Raw genomic sequence first — 16072 nt, 5'->3', positions numbered from 1 at the left:
ATGGCGAAAGAAAAAAACAATCTGGATAAGGAGTTTGCGCTCTCGTCCTGGGCAATAAAGAACAAAACCACCATCTACGTGGCGATGGCTCTTATTCTGTTCTTCGGGATATCGGCTTATTTTAGTATGCCGCGGGAAAGTTTTCCTGAAGTAAAAGAAACGAAGATCTACGTTAGCTCGATATATCCCGGGAATACTGCGGAAGATATAGAGAAGTTGCTTACAAATCCTCTGGAAGATAAGTTAAAGACGGTAAGTAATGTCGTGGAAATCACCTCAACTTCACAGGAAGATTATTCTATGATCGTTATTGAATTTGACGAGGGAATTGCTGTGGAGCTTGCAAAGCAAAAGGTAAAAGATGAAATAGATTCTGAAACTTCAGGCGAAGACTGGCCAACATTTAATGGCGCCAAGGTAGAACCCAATGTTTTTGAATTGAGTCTTTCAGAAGAAATTCCAATTCTGAATATCAATATTTCCGGAGATTACCCGGTAATGAAGCTGAAGGAGTTTGGAGAATACCTACAGGATGAGATCGAAAATCTACCTGAAATTAAGAAAGTAGATATTCGTGGAGCTCAGGATAAAGAAATTGAAGTAGCTGTGGATATCTATAAAATGATGGCTTCCTCTGTTAGTTTCAATGATATTACCAGTGCTATCGCGAATGGAAATATGACCATGAGTGCGGGTAACTACGTAACCAGCGGACAGCGAAGAACCATTAGAATCCTTGGTGAAATCGAAGAACCTTCAGAATTGAACAATTTCGTTGTTAAGTCTGAAGATGGTGATGATGTCTACCTGAAAGATATTGCTGATATTACTTTTCAGGAAAAAGAAAAGACCACCTATGCCCGTGAGTTTGGTGAGCAGGTGGTAATGCTGGATGTAAAAAAGCGTTCAGGAAAGAATATGGTTGCTGCTGCAGAGCAGATAGAGCTTATTGTTGAAAAAGCAAAAGCTGAAGTATTTCCAACGAACCTGAATGTAAGTATAACTAATGATCAATCTTCAAAGACCATTGGTCAGGTTGATGACCTGGTAAATAATATCATTTTCGGGATTATCCTGGTGGTTACCGTTCTAATGTTCTTCTTAGGATTTAAAAATGCACTCTTCGTTGGTTTTGCAATACCAATGTCTATGTTCATGTCATTAATGATCCTGAACCAGTTAGGATACACCATGAATACGATGATCCTTTTTGGATTGATTATGGGACTTGGAATGCTGGTTGATAACGGGATTGTGGTAGTCGAGAATGTCTACCGACTCATGGATGAGGAAGGAATGAGCCGGGTGGATGCAGCGAAAGAAGGTATTGGTGAAATTGCATTTCCTATTATTATCTCTACAGCAACTACGGTTGCCGCCTTTATTCCACTTGGATTATGGCCGGGACTAATGGGACAGTTCATGATATATTTCCCCATAACACTATCGGTCGTATTGGGATCTTCACTGGTCGTAGCAATATTTTTCAATTCGGTTCTGGTTTCTCAATTTATGAAAACAGAGGATAAAAATATGCCTTTGAAAACCATCATCAGAGTTTCATTGATTATCGCCGGTATTGGCTTAGCTATATTTTTATTTGGTGGTCAATACTCTGCACTGGGATCGCTTATGATCTTTACTGCAATCATGGTATGGATCTACAGGTTGTTTCTTAGAAAGATGGCTAATAAATTTCAGAAAAGTTCTTTGGTCAAACTGGAGAACTGGTACGAAAGACGCCTTACAGCTTCGTTTAAAAACAAACGTCCATACTGGATCGTTGGAGCTACTTTCTTAATGTTAATCATTGCCTTTGTAGGCTTTGGAGCTTCACTGGGATCTCAAAGAACCAAGGTTGAATTCTTTCCTGATAATAAGCCTAACCAGATCATTGTTTATATCGAATATCCTGAAGGAACCGATATTGAGAAAACCAACGCGATCACCAAAGAGATCGAGGAAAGGGTTTACAAAGTACTCAACAGTGATGAGTATATGGACAACGGTTATAATTATATGGTAGAAAGTGCCGTATCCCAGGTGGGTGAAGGTGCCGGGAATCCACAAACCGATGGTGGTTCTGCGGCTGAAATGCCACATAAAGGTAAGATCACAGCCTCCATGAGGGAGTACAAATATCGTCGCGGAAAGGACAGTGAAGTTTTAAGACAAAAGGTTCAGGAATCTCTGGATGGAGTTTACCCGGGAGTTTTAATTTCCGTAGAAAAAGATCAGAATGGTCCTCCAGCCGGTCCTCCTATTAATATTGAATTGGAAGGTGAAGATTATGATCAATTGATCGCAACTGCAGAGCAAATGCGTGAATATATAAACACCAAGAACATTCCTGCAATAGACGAGTTGAAGATCGATGTGAATAAAGACAAACCATCGATGGTGGTTGAAGTTGATCGGGAAAAAGCTGGTGAATTAGGAGTAAGTGCGGGGCAGGTTGGTCAACAACTAAGAAATTCCATCTTTGGAACAAAAGCTGGTGTTTACAAAGAAGGTGGCGAAGATTATGATATTTATGTAAGATTCGACGAGGATTCCAGATATGATAACAGCGCCTTATTTAATCAAACGATCACTTTCAGAAATAATAAGGGTCAGTTAAGAGAAATACCCGTTTCTGCCGTAACTACGAAAAGTAATAAATCTGGATTTAGTGCGATCAAGCACAGGGATACCAGAAGGGTGGTTACGATCTATTCTGTTTTATCTCCAGGATATACAGATGCTGGTGCAGCCGTTGCGCAGATCCAGAATGAAATGAGGAATTTTGACGGCGTCCCAGATGAGATCAAGGTAGATTATACCGGGCAGATAGAAGAGCAAAACAAGCAACAGGCGTTTCTTGTAGGTGCATTCTTCAGCGGACTCGGACTTATATTCCTGATCCTGATCTTCCAGTTTAACTCTATCTCGAAACCATTGATCATTATGATCGCCATTTTCCTGAGTTTTATTGGAGTATTTGGTGGAATTGTAATTAGCGGTTCAGCCTTTGTGATCATGATGACAATGATGGGAATTATTTCTCTCGCGGGTATTGTGGTAAACAATGGGGTGGTACTACTCGATTATGCACAACTCCTCATAGACAGGAAGAAACTGCGTCTTGGGATACCAGAATATGAATACCTTCCACAGGACGAACTCTTGAAAACGATCATTAGATCTGGGAAAGCACGTTTGAGACCAGTATTGCTTACGGCGATCACTACCATTCTTGGTTTGATTCCGCTGGCAATCGGACTAAACCTTGACTTTTTCAGTTTATTCAGTGAGTTTGATGCGAACATCTACTTTGGTGGAGATAACGTGATATTCTGGGGACCTCTGGCCTGGACAGTGATCTACGGTTTGATCGTAGCAACTTTCCTTACTTTAATCATTGTTCCATTATTGTTTTATATCGCGATAAGAATCAAAATGTGGGTACATTCGAAAAGAACCTCTTCGGAAGAAGTTGAAAACTCAAACAGGATTGAAACTACGAACTAGTTAAGTTCAAATGAATACAAACAAAAAACCCGAAGCTTTCGCTTCGGGTTTTTTTATTCGTACTTAATATTATTAGTCATTACTAACAAGAGAGCTTTCACTCTTCCAACTATTTACGCTAGCGATCACGCTATCTTTATAGTCCACTTCAGTAAGTTTATCTTCAGTCCAGAAGAACCATTTTCCATCTTTCTGGCCATTTTCGTAATTGGCGATGGCCGTCTTCTCACCGTCTTTGTTGTAAGAAATCCATTCTCCGTGGAGTCTGCCGTCCTTGTACGTACCTTCCTGTTTAATATTTCCATCTTCATAATAAAATATTCCTTTAATTAATTCACCCTGCTTCTCAAAAGCGGGTTTTGGATCATTATCCTGCGCCATTGCAACGGTTCCTGTTGCCAGAATTGCTGCTACTAGTATATTTTTCAAAGTCTTCATCTCTCTTGCGGTATTAACGTTTACATCACAAATATACAAAAAGTTTACCTTTTAGACTTGTTTTGGTAACGTTAAATTAACATTGAGTATCTATGACGCTGTATTACAGACTATTAATTAACTTTCCAAGGTTAACATTGAGTAACATTAGATGAATTTTCATGGATAAAAGATTCAGTAAAACTGTTTAACTTCTTACTTTTGTGCCCATTCAAAATTTAAAGAATTCATGTACAGAAGTCATACCTGCGGCGAACTTAATGCCGAACATATTGGAAATACAGTAACCCTTTCCGGATGGGTGCAAAAAGTCAGGAACAAAGGTTTTATGATTTGGGTGGATCTTCGTGATCGCTACGGTCTTACACAATTGATTTTTGATGAAGAGCGCTCTTCCGAAGAATTGATGAAACAAGCAGGAAACCTAGCTCGTGAATTTGTGATCCAGGTAACCGGGGAAGTGATCGAGCGAGAAGCGAAAAACCCTAATATACCAACTGGTGAAATTGAATTACTGGTACAGGAATTTAAAATTTTGAATACTTCTAAAACACCTCCTTTTACTATTGAAGATGAAACCGATGGTGGTGAAGATCTTAGAATGAAATATCGCTATCTGGATATTCGTAGAAAACCAGTTCAGAATAAATTAATGTTCCGCCACCAGGTAGGAATGAAGGTAAGAAACTATCTTTCTAATGCTGGCTTTATCGAGGTGGAAACTCCATACCTTATTAAATCCACTCCTGAAGGTGCCCGTGACTTCGTGGTACCTAGCAGAATGAATGAAGGTCAGTTTTACGCACTTCCGCAATCACCGCAAACTTTTAAGCAGTTGCTCATGGTAGGTGGAATGGATAAGTACTTCCAGATCGTAAAATGTTTTCGTGATGAAGATCTAAGAGCAGATCGTCAACCTGAATTTACACAGATCGATTGCGAAATGGCATTTGTGGAACAGGAAGATATCCTGAATATTTTTGAAGGTTTAACCAGGCATTTGCTGAAGGAAATTCGTGACGTAGAAGTGAACGAATTCCCAAGAATGACTTATGCAGACGCTATGCGCAAATTCGGGAATGACAAACCAGATATTCGTTTTGGGATGGAATTTGCCGAGCTCGATGATGTAGCAAAGAATAAAGGTTTTAATGTTTTTGATCAACAGGAATTGGTTGTTGGGATAGCCGTTCCAGGCGCAGCTTCTTTCACCCGTAAAGAGATCGACAAACTTATTTCATGGGTTAAAAGACCTCAAATTGGTGCCACTGGATTGGTTTGGGCAAAATATAATGAAGATGGAAGTTTAAAATCTTCAGTAGACAAATTTTACTCTCAGGAAGACTTGAAATCCTGGGCTGTAGCTTCTTCAGCTAAACCTGGAGATCTTATCTTAGTGATGGCTGGTGATGCTGATAAAACAAGAAGTCAGTTAAGTGCATTAAGAATGCATCTTGGTAATGAAATGGGACTTAGAAAATCTGATGAATTTGCACCTTTGTGGGTAGTAGATTTCCCTCTTCTTGAATGGGACGAGGATACTGAAAGATTCCACGCAATGCACCATCCATTTACAAGTCCGAAGAAAGAAGATTTCGCACTACTTGAAACAGATCCTGGGAAAGTTCGTGCCAACGCGTATGATCTTGTACTTAATGGAAATGAGATTGGCGGAGGTTCTATCAGAATTCACGATAAAGAAACTCAGTCGCAAATGTTCAAATACCTAGGATTCACTCCGGAGGAAGCCGAAGAGCAATTTGGCTTTCTAATGGATGCTTTCCAATACGGAGCACCTCCACATGGTGGGATCGCTTTTGGATTCGACAGACTGGTAGCCATTCTTGGCGGACAGGAAAGTATTCGGGATTACATTGCATTTCCAAAGAATAACTCAGGAAGAGACGTGATGATCGATGCTCCGGCGAAACTCGATGAGCAACAACTCACAGATTTACATCTACAGTTGAAATCATAAATTATTAATCCCGCGTATTGCGGGATTTTTTATCTTCATCCGGTAATTAACTAGCGGTGGCAAATATTAGCAAAACCTTATTGCACAGATTCCTAACCTGGAAATCGAAGAATCTTTCACATCGACAATTCCTCATGTTCCTAAGTGCGGTCATTGGATTTGTTGCCGGGCTCTTTGCGGTGATGATCAAAAACCTCACACACCTTATACAGAGTTTGCTGGAAGGGGAATTTGTGGCTAATTACCACGATGCATTCTACTTCATATTTCCGGTACTTGGTCTTTTGATCGTGTACCTCATCATCAAATTTGTATTGCGACAAAAGGTTGGACATGGAATTCCAACTACTTTATATGCCATTTCGCGTAAGAAGGGAATCATGAAAAAATTCCAGATGTACGCGTCTCTAATTACAGCACCTATTACAGTTGGTTTTGGAGGATCGGTTGGACTGGAAGGCCCTACAGTGGCGACCGGTGCTTCTCTGGGCTCTAATATTTCGCGTATATTTTTGATGAACCAGGCATCCCGGACCTTACTTATTGGATGCGCCGCTGCAGGTGCAATGTCCAGTATCTTTAAGGCTCCAATTGCTGCGATCATTTTCGCCGTGGAAGTTTTCAGCCTTGATCTAACGCTCGCTTCCCTCCTGCCGCTGCTTATTGCTTCGGTATCTGCCATACTTACTTCCTATTTTTTCTTCGGAAGTCAGATTATTTTACCATTCACTCTAGAGGATCAATTTACAATTTCTGAAGTGCCTTACTATTTGGTTCTGGGAGTAGTAGCGGCAGCATTTTCGGTATATTTTTCCCGTATCTATTTTGGCACTACCAAACTGCTCGCTAAGATAACCTCGCCGTTTGTACGGCTTATATTTGCCGGATTGGGACTGGGAGTTCTTATCTATTTTATACCTCCATTATATGGGGAAGGCTATAACGTGATCAACAACCTCTTGCAGGAAAACTATCTCGAAGCCCTGGGAACAAATCTATTCAACGCTTACCTTGAGAATATCTGGGTGGTCATCATTTTGCTTGCAGGTCTGGTCATCTTTAAGATCATCGCTTCAGCATTAACTTTTAGTGCTGGCGGAGTTGGAGGGATCTTTGCACCAGTAATGTTCATGGGAAGTGCAATGGGACACTGTTTCGCATTAGTCGTGAACAATCTTGGTATCTTCAGGAATGAGATCTCAGTAAGTAATTTTACATTGGTGGGAATGGCCGGACTTATGGCCGGAGTGTTGCACGCACCACTCACAGCTATTTTCCTTATTGCTGAACTTACCCATGGGTATGAGCTTTTTATTCCGCTTATGATCACTGCAGCTATTTCCTATTTGATCACTACTAAGTTTGAACCTCACTCTGTGTATACCATGGAGCTGGCAAGACGTGGTGACCTGCTAACGCATGACAAGGATCAGACGGTTTTGACCCTTATGAACATTAGCCGCGTAGTAGAAAAGAATTTTATCGCACTGGAAATTGATATGAATCTGGGAAATGTAATCCATGACGGAGTGATGAAATCCTCACGTAATATTTTCCCTGTTATTGATGAAAATCGGAATTTTATGGGTATCATATTACTGGATGACATACGATCTATCATGTTCAATGAAAAATTATATAATGAAGTCAAGGTGCAGGAGATCATGCAACAGGCTCCGGAAATCATAGACATAGAAAACGACCGAATGAAGGAGATCATGCGTAAATTCCAGGAAAGTAATGCCTGGAACTTACCTGTAGTTCGTGAAGGAAAATATATCGGGTTTATCTCCAAATCGAAATTGTTAACTGCCTACAGGCAGAAATTAATTGAAGTTACTGTATAGTATGAAGATATTTATGAGATTACTGGTAATAGCTATTCTAATAGCCGTAGGTGTAGGATTCTATTTCAGGTTAAATGATGATACACTTACCGGCGACAGAATTATAGGAATTGCCGTGCTGGCAAGTGCCTTTATACTAATGCCAATTTTTCTTGTGGTAAGATGGAGAGGCAAGAAATTGGAAGACTATACTCTTTCTGAAAAGAACATGAAAAAAATGCGGGACAAGGGAATTGACCGACTTTAAAAGTTACAAAAATCCCAAAAAATTCTGATTTCCAGTAGATTCTAAAAATTTTACTGTTATGTTTGTTCTTTATTAATTATCATTATTATGCAAGGCACAGTAAAATTTTTCAATGAATCTAAAGGTTATGGGTTCATTACAAACGACGACACCAAAAGAGACATTTTCGTACACATTACCGGTTTGAATGGTGAAACTATTCAGGAAGGCGATCGAGTAGAATACGAAGAAACTGAAGGGAAAAAAGGAGTTAACGCAACAGATGTTCGCATCGTTGAGTAATTGGTTTTTCCAATCAAAAAAGTAAAAAGCCGCTGTAAAGCGGCTTTTGTTATTTAATGGGTTTTCTCTGTAGTTTGTCCTACACCTTTTAGCATCGTTTCGGTCATCTTATCAAGATCGAATTCGTGATCCCATCCCCAATCCTGTCTCGCCGATGAATCATCAATGCTTGATGGCCATGACGCGGCAATAGCCTGTCTAAAATCTGGATCATAAGAAATTTTAAAATCAGGTAGATGTTTACTAATGTTTGCCGCTAATATTTCAGGCGTAAAACTTATCGCAGCAAGATTATAAGATGATCTTACTTTAATAGCTTCCGAAGGAGCCTGCATAATTTCCACCGTAGCTTTGATCGCATCATCCATATACATCATTGGTAATGCTGCATCTTTATCCAGAAAACTGGTATAGGCATTCTGCTTTAAGGCTTCATGGAAGATCTCGATCGCATAATCTGTAGTTCCGCCACCCGGAAGGGTTTTATAACTTATGATACCAGGATACCTGATGCTTCTAACATCCACACCAAATTTTTGATGATAGTACTCACACCAGCGTTCACCAGTTTGCTTGCTAATTCCATAAACCGTGGTAGGTTCCATTGCAGTAATCTGTGGGGTATTGTCCTTTGGAGTGGTTGGCCCAAATACAGCAATACTGGAAGGCCAGAAGATCTTATCGATCAAACCTTCCTTGGCCATATCAAGAATATGGAAAAGTGAATTCATATTAAGGTCCCAGGCCTTCTTAGGAGCTTTTTCTGCAGTGGCGCTAAGCATCGCAGCCATCAGGTAAACTTCCTTAATATTATAGGTCTCTATGATCTGTCTTATATGAACCTCATCGGTAGCATTCAGGATCTCAAATGGACCTGACTGCATCAACTCATCTACTCCTTCACGAATATCACTGGCAACCACTTGGTCATTCCCGTGAATCTCTCTCAATTTCAGCGTAAGTTCGGTTCCAATCTGTCCGCAAGCACCGATAACTAATATCTTTTCGGCCATAAATTAAATTTTGTGCAAATATATTTAATTATACAGAGGATTTCGCAATCTTAGCTTTTTCTTGACGCTATTCGCTATGGATTCTGTAATTGAAAATCGGTTACTTCATTCATAGAATTATGGATAACTTTGTTCATTCAATTATCACTTATGAAATTCCCTCTATTCGTTATAATATTTCTTTGTTTGATATCATGCAAATCTGAAGCAGAAGATAGCCAAAATAGCAACGAAACAAATGACAGCATATCCTATGATAAGAAAATAGATATAGATACTCGAGGTTTTGATCTTGAACCGGAAGCAAAGAAATATGCTTCCAACTGGCTGGAATTTATCACTGCTCAAAATGAAGTGAAGAAACTGGAAAATACTACGACTCGTAAGGTCATGAATAATGCTACGGCGATTTCCCAGATTATGAATTCACTTAGCATCTCCTTGCCAGATAGTCTTAGAGCAGTGCCTGTGGAAGCTAGACTGAATGTCCTTAAGACCAAAGCGCACCTGTTGGAGCAATACTCAAAGAAACAGCAGCCAGATGTAAAGGATATTGATCGTACAGCCAGAGAGATTTATCTGGAATTCAATAATCTTAAACTTCAGATGAATGAATTATTTCTGAAAACTCTTGAAGATTTTGAGAAAGAGTTGGATGAATTTGAACGATTGGAAAGAGAAATGGATTCAACAGCGACTGAAGATACCGTTGAAAATGTAGTACCTTAAAACAAATATTCGACCAATGAAAAATTCAGCTTTAAAATTTCTATTCGTTTTCGCGTTTCTCACCGTGTTGCCATTGCATGCACAGGTAAAGGATTCAGAAAAAAATAAGACAGCGATCAAAGAAAGAGTAAGTGAAACGCTGGACAGCTGGCATCTTGCTGCCGCCAATACTGAATTTGAAACATACTTTGGTCTAATGACTAATGATGCGATATTTATTGGGACCGATGCTACTGAAAACTGGACGGCGGAAGAATTTAAAAAGTTCGCTAAACCATATTTTGATTCAGGGAAAGCATGGAATTTTACTTCGATCGAAAGAAATATTTATGTACACCAGAATTCAAAAATTGCATGGTTTGATGAACTTCTGGACACACAAATGGGAATTTGCAGGGGTTCTGGAGTAGTTACTAAAGAAGATGGTAAATGGAAGATTCATCATTACGTACTTTCCATTACAGTGCCTAATGAAAATGTAGATGAACTTACCAGTTTAAAATCCCAATTCGATAAGAATCTGATTTCAGAATTGAAAAACAAATAGTCTCCATTCAGTTTAGATAAAAATCCGCATCAAGCTTAATTATTAATTTTCAGCAGGTTGTTCTCAATTCGGCGAGGCTGAATTATGGATTATTTTGACCGTTTTGCTACATTAGCCAGATTATTTTATAATTCTTAACTAGAACAATGAAAAGAATAAACAGAATTTTGTTTTTATCTGTTCTCAGCGCAGGGATGTTTACCGCCTGTAATGATGACGAAAAAAGAACCGAGGAAAAAGATGATGAGATCCATGGTATCAACCTTGCCTACATGGATACTTCTACAACCGCAAAAGAAGATTTCTTTCGCTATGTAAACGGTCGCTGGCTGGATAGCACAGAAATTCCTGGAGACAGAACCCGCTGGGGAAGTTTTGATGAATTAAGACAAAGAACCGATGAAGATGCTCTTGGCCTTCTGGAAAAAACAGCTTCAAGTGATAGTCTTGATGCTTCAACAGACCAGGCAAAAGCTGTATATCTTTACAAAAGTATCATGGATACTGTTGCCAGAAATGAGCAGGGAATTGAGCCGGTAAAACCTTACCTGGCAAAGATCGATTCTATCCAGAACAAAGAAGATCTTCAGAATTTCTTAGTTGAAATGAGCGAATATGGAAGTGCCGGATTCTTCAGCTTTGGTGTTGGTGCAGACAGCAAAAATTCTGATATGAACGCTGCTTACCTAAACCCTTCTGGTTTGGGATTACCTGAAAGAGATTATTACCTTCAGAATGATTCAGATTCTAAGGAAACCCGAACAAAATACAAAACTTACGTGGCAGATATGCTACAATATCTTGACTATTCAGAAGAAGAGGCGAAAAATGCTGCTGAAACGATCCTGAAGTTTGAAACCAGACTTGCTGAGCCAAAACTGGATAAAGTAGAACGTCGTGATGCCAGAAATACCTATAACCCAATGACCGTCGCTGAGTTGCAAAAGATGACTCCGGCCATGAACTGGAAAGCTTATTTTGATGGTATTGGCGCGAAGGATCTTGATACGATCATCGTTTCCCAGCCAAAATACATGAAAGCATTACAGCAGATCATTGCTGAAAATTCTGTAGAAGACTGGAAAACCTATTTGAAATGGGACCTTTTCAACGGAGCTGCAAGTGCCCTTACTACAGATCTTGAAACCGAATCGTGGGAGTTTTACAGCAAAACACTTCAGGGAGCAAAAGAACAACGTCCTAGAAACGAACGAGCTCTTAGTTCTATCAATGGGACTTTAGGTGAAGCTCTTGGAAAACTTTATGTTGAAGAACATTTCCCGGCAGAAGCAAAGAAAAAAGCTCAGGAAATGGTGGACAATATCCTGAAGGCTTATGAAAATAGAATCAACAATCTTAGCTGGATGAGCGAGGATACCAAGAAGAAAGCGCTTGAAAAACTTAGTACTTTCAACGTAAAGATTGGTTATCCTGATGAGTGGAAAGATTATGCAGCACTTGAAATCACCTCACCTGAAGAAGGAGGATCTTATTTCCAGAACATGCTAAACGCTCAAAAATGGAGAGTTGCAGAGAATATGGCAGATCTTGGACAGCCTGTTGATAAGGGTGAATGGTTCATGTCACCACAAACAGTGAATGCTTACTATAATCCACGTTATAACGAGATCGTATTCCCGGCGGCGATTCTACAGCCTCCATTCTACGATTATAAAGCAGATGCTGCGGTGAACTACGGCGGAATTGGCGCTGTAATTGGTCATGAGATCTCTCACGGTTTTGATGATAGCGGTGCTAGATTTGATGCAGAAGGAAACCTTAACAACTGGTGGACTGAGAAAGATCTTGAAGAATTTGAAACTTTAGGAAATGACCTGGCTGAACAATACAGCGCTATTGAAGTATTGGACAGTGTCTACATTAATGGAAAATTCACCTTAGGTGAAAATATTGGTGATCTTGGAGGAGTGAATGCTGCTTATGATGGATTACAAATCCACCTGGAAAACAATGAAAACCCTGGTAAAATAGATGGATTTACTCCAGAACAAAGATTCTTCCTTTCCTGGGCAACCGTTTGGAGAACCAAAATGAGAGATGAAGCGATGAGGAACAGGATCAAAACCGACTCTCATTCTCCTGGAATGTACAGAGCTTATGTGCCACTTCAGAATATCGATGCATGGTATGATGCATTTACTATTGAAGAAGGTGATAAGATGTACGTAAAACCTGAAGATAGAGTAAGAATCTGGTAACAGCTTCTAAAATTTATTTCACTAAAAAAGCCGGTCTTTCGACCGGCTTTTTTTGTTCACGTATCTAATTATGAGCCTTTAAAAATGCAGAAAGGCATCAGTAATATGTTCAATTTCGTAGTTGGATCCATATTTTGTGATCGCCATGATATCGAACCTGATCTCCAGATCTGTATCATGTTTTTCGGAAAAGTGATTCATTGCTTCCACAAGTAATTTGATCTGTGCAGGTTTTACAAAGTCTTCAGGATTCCCAAAATAGACCGAACTTCGTGATTTTACTTCAACTGCTATTAAGGTATCAGCTTCCCTGGCAATGATATCTACTTCAGCTTTACGATATCTGAAATTACGTTCCAGGATTTCGTAATTATTCTTCAGAAGAAACTGTACTGCTAACTCCTCCCCTTTTTTACCCAGATCATTATGAGTAGCCATTCGTAAACCTAGTTTACCTCATTCATCAACATCACAGATCCTACCTGAAGTTCAAGCGCAAAGATCTCTTCTTCACTTGCTTTTACGATCTTATCACCATAGAATTTATTAGGAATATCCTTATCGGTTTTCAGGAAAACACCAACTCCGGACTTCGCAAGTTTGCCACCATTCCAGTCTACAGCTCCACTATAATCCCATCCAAAACCGTAAAAAGACACTGGTTTGCCATTTAACTTATTCAGTTCTTCCAGGCTCATTCCAACCTTAATTCCATCAGCCGTGGTCCATCTTCCTTCTCCAGAATAATTGATAGAACTCACCTTTTTCTTCTCTTCAGTTTGCCACGTGATCAACACCTCGTCTTCAGTTTCAGGAAAAAGTATACTATAAGGTTTAGTCTCTGTTCCTTCCTCAAATTCATCCACTCCTTCTTCCATGTTAGATTGTGGGTAATTACGCGAAATATCTTCCGAAGACATTCGGCTTAAATTTTCAAGACTATAAATATCTTTAGAGCCAGTTACAGCTTTATTACTATTACAGGAAATGATGGCCAGCAGACCAAGAACGGCTAGAATTTTACGCATTTGAAGTTTTTTGTAGTAAAAGTATACAGATAAGCACCACAAGGTTCCGCTTTTACAAGAATTTAACGCGTATTCGAACGTCTTTGCTTAACTTTACCGCTCTTAAAAATTTACTTATTCTAATGAGCAAAAATCCTCAGAGATTTACGATCACAGCGGCTTTACCTTATACGAACGGGCCTATTCATATTGGACACCTTGCAGGCGTTTATGTACCTGCAGATATTTATTCCAGGTTTCTACGAATGCAGGGACATGATGTAGCATTTGTTTGTGGAAGTGATGAGCACGGTGTGCCAATTACGATCAAGGCCAAGAAAGAAGGTGTGAGTCCGCAGGATGTAGTAGACAAGTACAATGCGATCATCAAAACCTCTTTTGAAGACTTCGGAATTACTTTCGATAACTATTCCAGGACGTCAGGTAATGTTCATCATAAAACAGCTTCAGACTTTTTTAAGAAGATGTATGAGGATGGTAAATTTATTGAAGAATCTACCGAGCAATTATATGATGTAGAGGCTAACCAGTTTCTAGCCGATAGATTTGTAACTGGAACCTGCCCAAAATGTGGGAATGAAGAAGCTTATGGAGACCAGTGTGAAAACTGCGGAACTTCATTAAATGCTACAGATCTTATTAATCCGAAATCTGCTATTACCGGTGCCGTTCCAACTTTAAAAGAAACTAAACACTGGTTTTTACCATTGGACCAATATGAAGATTTTCTAAAGGAATGGATCCTGAAAGGACACAAAGCCGACTGGAAAAGCAACGTTTATGGTCAGGTGAAATCATGGATCGACGATGGTTTAAGAGCTCGAGCGGTAACCAGAGATCTTGACTGGGGAATTCCGGTTCCTGTGGAAGGTGGCGAAGGCAAAGTGCTATATGTTTGGTTCGATGCTCCTATTGGTTATATTTCCTCTACCAAAGAATGGGCAGAAAGAGAAGGAAAAGATTGGGAACCTTACTGGAAAGACGAAAAAACCAAACTGGTTCACTTCATCGGGAAGGATAATATTGTTTTTCACTGTATCATTTTCCCTACTATGCTGAAAGCTCATGGAGATTATATTTTACCAGAAAATGTGCCGGCAAATGAATTTCTGAATCTTGAAGGTAAAAAACTTTCAACTTCAAAGAACTGGGCGGTATGGCTACATGAATATCTGCAGGATTTTCCAGATCAACAGGATGTATTGCGTTATGTGTTGACTGCAAATGCTCCGGAAACAAAAGACAACGATTTTACCTGGAAAGATTTTCAGGCTAGAAACAATAATGAGCTGGTCGCTATCTTCGGAAACTTTATTAACCGTGTAGTGGTATTAACCAACAAATATTACGACGGAATAATTCCGCAGCCGGGAGAGTATACTGAAGTGGATGAACAGACCATTGCTGAATTGAAAGCATATCCATCGGTAATCGCAAGTTCGATTGAAAAATACCGTTTTCGTGAAGCTCAGGGTGAGTTGATGAACCTGGCCAGACTTGGAAATAAATACCTGGCTGATGAAGAGCCATGGAAACAAATAAAAACTGATGAAGATCGTGTAAAAACGATCATGTATGTGGCACTTCAAATTGCCAGTGCACTCAGTATTATCAGCGAACCTTTCCTCCCTTTCACTTCAGCTAAACTAAAGAGAATGCTGAATCAAACTGGAGAGAATACTTCCATTACCCCAGACTGGGACATTATTGGTACTCAGGAAGCATTAATTCCTGAAGGTCATCAAATTGGAAAAGCGGAACTACTTTTCAGTAAGATCGAAGATGAACAAATGGAGCAACAACTGGAAAAATTAAAGGCTACCAAAGCAGCGAACGAAATGGAAAATCAGAAAGCTGAACCGCAAAAAGAGATTGCTACTTTTGAAGATTTTACCAAAATGGATCTGCGTGTTGGAACTATTATAGAAGCTGAAAAGATGGCCAAAACCAAAAAGCTGATGATTCTTAAAGTTGATACTGGAATTGACCAGAGAACTGTAGTTTCCGGTATTGCTGAACATTTTAAAGCAGAAGAAATTATCGGTAAAAAAGTAACTGTGCTGGTAAACCTTGCTCCAAGAAAATTACGCGGAGTAGAAAGTGAAGGAATGATCCTGATGACCGAAAACAAAGAAGGAAAACTTGTTTTTGTGAATCCTGATGAAGATGATGTCTCCAACGGAATCACGATAAATTAAAAACTCAAAATCGCCTGGAATTAACTTTCCATGCTT

13 protein-coding genes are annotated in these 16072 nt (G+C 39.5%); 9 read left to right on the top strand and 4 right to left on the bottom strand.

Annotated elements, in window-relative coordinates; translation table 11 throughout:
* Entirely contained in the window at nucleotides 1-3510 is a 3510-nt protein-coding gene (locus ABVM50_RS05345; protein WP_405200290.1) for an efflux RND transporter permease subunit, read from the top strand.
* Nucleotides 3511-3582: 72 nt separating this feature from the next.
* Here ABVM50_RS05345 and ABVM50_RS05340 read toward each other — a convergent pair whose 3' ends face one another.
* On the bottom strand, nucleotides 3583-3948 hold the full coding sequence (locus tag ABVM50_RS05340; RefSeq protein WP_405200289.1) for a toxin-antitoxin system YwqK family antitoxin: 366 nt from the start codon (nucleotides 3946-3948) through the stop codon (nucleotides 3583-3585).
* Between the two features lie 229 nt (nucleotides 3949-4177).
* On the opposite strand from ABVM50_RS05340, the gene aspS reads away from it, so the two are divergent.
* The 4 genes from aspS (at nucleotide 4178) to ABVM50_RS05320 (ending at nucleotide 8302) form a co-directional block, all read left to right on the top strand.
* The gene (gene aspS, locus ABVM50_RS05335) at nucleotides 4178-5926 is read left to right on the top strand and encodes an aspartate--tRNA ligase (protein ID WP_405200288.1); all 1749 of its coding nucleotides are present in this window, start codon (nucleotides 4178-4180) and stop codon (nucleotides 5924-5926) included.
* A 134-nt stretch (nucleotides 5927-6060) separates the two neighbouring features.
* A complete protein-coding gene (locus ABVM50_RS05330) occupies nucleotides 6061-7773 on the top strand; it encodes a chloride channel protein (RefSeq protein ID WP_405200684.1) in 1713 nt (570 codons plus the stop codon).
* 13 nt (nucleotides 7774-7786) lie between these two features.
* On the top strand, nucleotides 7787-8020 hold the full coding sequence (locus ABVM50_RS05325; RefSeq protein ID WP_405200287.1) for a hypothetical protein: 234 nt from the start codon (nucleotides 7787-7789) through the stop codon (nucleotides 8018-8020).
* Between the two features lie 87 nt (nucleotides 8021-8107).
* Nucleotides 8108-8302 carry a cold-shock protein gene (locus ABVM50_RS05320; protein WP_141876598.1) on the top strand — a complete coding sequence of 65 codons (195 nt, stop codon included), beginning with the start codon at nucleotides 8108-8110 and terminating at the stop codon, nucleotides 8300-8302.
* Between the two features lie 53 nt (nucleotides 8303-8355).
* On the opposite strand, the gene ABVM50_RS05315 is transcribed toward ABVM50_RS05320, so the two are convergent.
* On the bottom strand, nucleotides 8356-9315 hold the full coding sequence (locus ABVM50_RS05315) for an NAD-dependent epimerase/dehydratase family protein (protein WP_405200286.1): 960 nt from the start codon (nucleotides 9313-9315) through the stop codon (nucleotides 8356-8358).
* Nucleotides 9316-9465: 150 nt separating this feature from the next.
* Here ABVM50_RS05315 and ABVM50_RS05310 point away from each other — a divergent pair, with 150 nt between their 5' ends.
* The 3 genes from ABVM50_RS05310 (at nucleotide 9466) to ABVM50_RS05300 (ending at nucleotide 12810) form a co-directional block, all read left to right on the top strand.
* Nucleotides 9466-10044 carry a hypothetical protein gene (locus ABVM50_RS05310; RefSeq protein WP_405200285.1) on the top strand — a complete coding sequence of 193 codons (579 nt, stop codon included), beginning with the start codon at nucleotides 9466-9468 and terminating at the stop codon, nucleotides 10042-10044.
* A 16-nt stretch (nucleotides 10045-10060) separates the two neighbouring features.
* Complete coding sequence (locus tag ABVM50_RS05305) at nucleotides 10061-10591, top strand: nuclear transport factor 2 family protein (protein ID WP_405200284.1); 531 nt, start codon at nucleotides 10061-10063, stop codon at nucleotides 10589-10591.
* 146 nt (nucleotides 10592-10737) lie between these two features.
* On the top strand, nucleotides 10738-12810 hold the full coding sequence (locus ABVM50_RS05300) for a M13 family metallopeptidase (RefSeq protein WP_405200283.1): 2073 nt from the start codon (nucleotides 10738-10740) through the stop codon (nucleotides 12808-12810).
* 78 nt (nucleotides 12811-12888) lie between these two features.
* Here ABVM50_RS05300 and ABVM50_RS05295 read toward each other — a convergent pair whose 3' ends face one another.
* Complete coding sequence (locus tag ABVM50_RS05295; RefSeq protein ID WP_405200282.1) at nucleotides 12889-13248, bottom strand: YraN family protein; 360 nt, start codon at nucleotides 13246-13248, stop codon at nucleotides 12889-12891.
* A gap of 8 nt (nucleotides 13249-13256) precedes the next feature.
* Nucleotides 13257-13838, bottom strand: coding sequence for a hypothetical protein (locus ABVM50_RS05290; protein WP_405200281.1), 582 nt, complete (start codon nucleotides 13836-13838; stop codon nucleotides 13257-13259).
* 122 nt (nucleotides 13839-13960) lie between these two features.
* Between ABVM50_RS05290 and metG the strand changes: the two genes are divergently transcribed.
* Nucleotides 13961-16036: a methionine--tRNA ligase gene (metG, locus tag ABVM50_RS05285; protein WP_405200280.1), complete on the top strand. Its 2076-nt coding sequence runs from the start codon at nucleotides 13961-13963 to the stop codon at nucleotides 16034-16036.
* The last annotated feature ends 36 nt before the right edge of the window (nucleotides 16037-16072 follow it).

It is taken from the genome of Christiangramia sp. LLG6405-1 (assembly GCF_045055805.1).
GTDB lineage: Bacteria > Bacteroidota > Bacteroidia > Flavobacteriales > Flavobacteriaceae > Christiangramia.
This window is presented reverse-complemented; position numbering and strand designations above follow the sequence as displayed.

Bases quoted from the DNA above. Each gene is read 5' to 3' on its own strand.
- ABVM50_RS05345 (WP_405200290.1), top strand. From the start codon at position 1: ATGGCGAAAGAAAAAAACAATCTGGATAAGGAGTTTGCGCTCTCGTCC.
- ABVM50_RS05340 (WP_405200289.1), bottom strand. From the start codon at position 3,948: ATGAAGACTTTGAAAAATATACTAGTAGCAGCAATTCTGGCAACAGGA.
- aspS (WP_405200288.1), top strand. From the start codon at position 4,178: ATGTACAGAAGTCATACCTGCGGCGAACTTAATGCCGAACATATTGGA.
- ABVM50_RS05330 (WP_405200684.1), top strand. From the start codon at position 6,061: ATGTTCCTAAGTGCGGTCATTGGATTTGTTGCCGGGCTCTTTGCGGTG.
- ABVM50_RS05325 (WP_405200287.1), top strand. From the start codon at position 7,787: ATGAGATTACTGGTAATAGCTATTCTAATAGCCGTAGGTGTAGGATTC.
- ABVM50_RS05320 (WP_141876598.1), top strand. From the start codon at position 8,108: ATGCAAGGCACAGTAAAATTTTTCAATGAATCTAAAGGTTATGGGTTC.
- ABVM50_RS05315 (WP_405200286.1), bottom strand. From the start codon at position 9,315: ATGGCCGAAAAGATATTAGTTATCGGTGCTTGCGGACAGATTGGAACC.
- ABVM50_RS05310 (WP_405200285.1), top strand. From the start codon at position 9,466: ATGAAATTCCCTCTATTCGTTATAATATTTCTTTGTTTGATATCATGC.
- ABVM50_RS05305 (WP_405200284.1), top strand. From the start codon at position 10,061: ATGAAAAATTCAGCTTTAAAATTTCTATTCGTTTTCGCGTTTCTCACC.
- ABVM50_RS05300 (WP_405200283.1), top strand. From the start codon at position 10,738: ATGAAAAGAATAAACAGAATTTTGTTTTTATCTGTTCTCAGCGCAGGG.
- ABVM50_RS05295 (WP_405200282.1), bottom strand. From the start codon at position 13,248: ATGGCTACTCATAATGATCTGGGTAAAAAAGGGGAGGAGTTAGCAGTA.
- ABVM50_RS05290 (WP_405200281.1), bottom strand. From the start codon at position 13,838: ATGCGTAAAATTCTAGCCGTTCTTGGTCTGCTGGCCATCATTTCCTGT.
- metG (WP_405200280.1), top strand. From the start codon at position 13,961: ATGAGCAAAAATCCTCAGAGATTTACGATCACAGCGGCTTTACCTTAT.